At 49.1% G+C, this 2,801-nt stretch carries 3 protein-coding genes; all 3 read left to right on the top strand.

Features of this window, described 5'->3' with window-relative positions; translation table 11 throughout:
• The first annotated feature begins 257 nt into the window (after nt 1-257).
• A complete protein-coding gene (locus F4X88_11100) occupies nt 258-977 on the top strand; it encodes a phytanoyl-CoA dioxygenase family protein (GenBank protein MYA56835.1) in 720 nt (239 codons plus the stop codon).
• A 98-nt stretch (nt 978-1,075) separates the two neighbouring features.
• Nucleotides 1,076-1,930: a sugar phosphate isomerase/epimerase gene (locus F4X88_11095; protein MYA56834.1), complete on the top strand. Its 855-nt coding sequence runs from the start codon at nt 1,076-1,078 to the stop codon at nt 1,928-1,930.
• Between the two features lie 269 nt (nt 1,931-2,199).
• Nucleotides 2,200-2,801: hypothetical protein (locus tag F4X88_11090; protein MYA56833.1), on the top strand; the 602-nt coding region annotated here is incomplete at its 3' end.

The raw sequence follows: 2,801 nt of genomic DNA, 5'->3' as shown, positions 1-2,801 counted from the left end.
CTGCTTTTCTGCTTTTCTGCATCTTAATTCTTAAAATTGTCCAAACTTTAGTAAAGATAGGACTTACGTATTTTCTCTTAAAGTCCCCCTGATAAGGGGGATTTAGGGGGTTAAATCACGGAAATACACTGTTTTTTGCCCAATTTGCGTAAGTCCTGAAAGATAAAAGCAGCTCGTAACGAAGTGGAGAGCGAATTTAAGGAATGCATATCAATGATTCAAATCTACGTCGTTTCTCCGCAAGGTAGAATTAAAACATGATGACACTGCGCGACGATTTTTCAAGGGACGGCTTCGCGATCGCACCAAATCTGTTTGAACGCAGCGAAGTCCAACGTCTCAAATTAGAGTGTATCGACATTCTGGAAGCCGTTAAGGCGGAAACAGGTGCAGTCGCTGGGCACGGCGTGTATGTCGGTTTAGCTGCACGCAGTCCCGTCTTCCAAACCGCAGTCGGTGATGAACGGATACTCGATATTTTAGAAAGTATTTTCGCGCCGGATATTGAGTTCCTCAGTGATAAGGTGGTTTTTAAGAGCGAGACGACGACCTTCGCCAGTCCGTGGCACCAAGATTGGTCCTACTGGCACGGTGCACATAAACTCTCAATCTGGGTTGCCCTTGACGATGCGACTGTTGAAAACGGGTGTCTCAAACTCTTCCCGGGTTCACATACGTCCGCCCTTGTGCATGACGGGGATGCGGGTGATGGCAACGGGTTTGGGAATCGGCTGCAGCCGGGAGCTGTTGACGAAAGTCGCGCCGTTACGGCGGAGCTCGAAGCAGGCGGTGCAGTCTTTTTTCACGACCTGACACTTCACGCCAGCCATCCTAACACATCCGGCGAAGAACGTTGGGTTTGGATCCCTACGTATCGCGACGCAAACGCAGAAGACACCGATTATCCGTGGGCGGTTGCTGCAAAAGTTTTAAGGGGCGAGAAATTGAAGCAACGGAAGGGGAGAATGGAAGGATAGAAAACATCAAGATGGAAGGCTGGAAGGTTGGAAGGATACTTCCACTCTTCCACCTTTTTTTCCAGTCCTCCGCATCAGCAAAAAAGGAGAAATTATTTATGTTCAAGAATCTGAGTACCGGTGCAATCGGCATCCAGGCAAACATGACAGAAGGCTTAGCATTAGCAAAAAATTCTGGTTTTGAAGGTCTCGACCTGAACATTGATGAAGCCAGTCAACTCGCCCAAGAACACTCCGTCCAACACGTCAAAGACCTCTGGTCGGAGGCAGGTATCGCTATGGGCGGATGGGGGTTCGGTGTAAATTGGCGGGGTCCTGATGCGGATTACTATGCGGGTTTAGCCCAGCTGCCCGAACGCGCAGCACTCGCTGCAGAGTTGGGTTGCTATCGGTCGACCACCGTTGTGGGACCTGCCTCTAACGATATGACGTTTCAGGAGAATTGGGATTTTTCTGTCAAACGACTCCGCCCTATCGCTGAGATTCTGAAAGACCACGGACATTCAGTCGGACTTGAGTTCATTGGACCGGCAACGAGCCGCCAAGGATCCAAATATCTCTTCGCCTATTCGATGGATGCGATGTTAGGACTTGCTGCCGCTGTCGGCACAGGGAACGTTGGACTGTTGTTCGATACATGGCACTGGTATACGTGTCGTTCCGCCATGGACGATGTTCGCAAACTCTCTGTATCGGATGTCGTTTACGTCCATATCAACGACGCCCCTGCTGGCATTGATCCGTATGATCAGATCGACAATATCAGGTGTCTTCCTGCTGAAACTGGGGTCATCCCGCTTACCGAACTGATGCAAATCCTAATGGACATCGGTTATGAAGGCCCTGTGACACCCGAACCGTTTAGTCAGAAGGTGAACGGCATGGAACCCGCAGCTGCGGCGAAAGCGACTGCGGAATCGCTGGATCAGGTGTGGGAAAACGCGGGGCTATAAGTGTTCTGTATAAGCAAGTTTAAGTATTAACATTGAAGTTTTGCATTCTCAATTGTGTTGGAAGATTGGAAGGATGGAAGGTTGGAAGATAGCGGATACGGTGTTTCTTCCACTCTTCCTCAAAATCTGAAACTTGTTGCTTAATATTGCTTACGATAGGCGCGCTGCACGAAGATTCAGAATCAAGCATGCCCTAAGGTCCACGTTGCAAACCGCGAGGAATACCCGTGACAGACCAGAAAATTTTTATCATACCCATCTGTCTATTGATGTTGGGCACCAACTATCAAAATGTTGATGCCCAAGAGAATCTGGCACAATCTGCGTATACCATTTTCCAACAAAACTGCCTCAACTGCCACGGAGAACACGGTGCCTATACGGAACAACTCATCATTGAACATACAGCATTGGTCGCCCCCGGTGGGGCAATAATTCCGGGAAACCCCGAAGCTTCCGAATTTTATCAGCGGTTGATTGAGACTGCCGTAGAAAGACGGATGCCGCTTGGACAACCTCCCCTTTCACCTGCTGCGATTGACACGGTTCGACGCTGGATTTTGGCAGGTGCACCGGATTGGAAAGACACCTTTGAATCAGATGGCCCCTTCATCACGCCCAAGGAAATGCTTGAGACGATTGAGAATCACGTTAACTCACTCTCCCCGTTTGACCGCACCTTTGCACGCTATTTTACACTCACACATCTCTATAATGCTGGCGAGACGCCTGAGGCACTCCTTGCCTATCGGCGGGCACTTTCCAAACTTGTGAATAGTCTCTCTTGGGGACGTAAGATTAGTAATCCACGACGTATTGATTCAGAAGAAACAATCTTCTATATCGACCTCCGAGATTACGAATGGGAGAT

The organism is Candidatus Poribacteria bacterium (assembly GCA_009839745.1).
GTDB lineage: Bacteria > Poribacteria > WGA-4E > WGA-4E > WGA-3G > WGA-3G.
The sequence above is the reverse complement of the archived record's forward strand: the minus strand, read 5'-3'. Positions and strand labels throughout refer to the sequence as shown.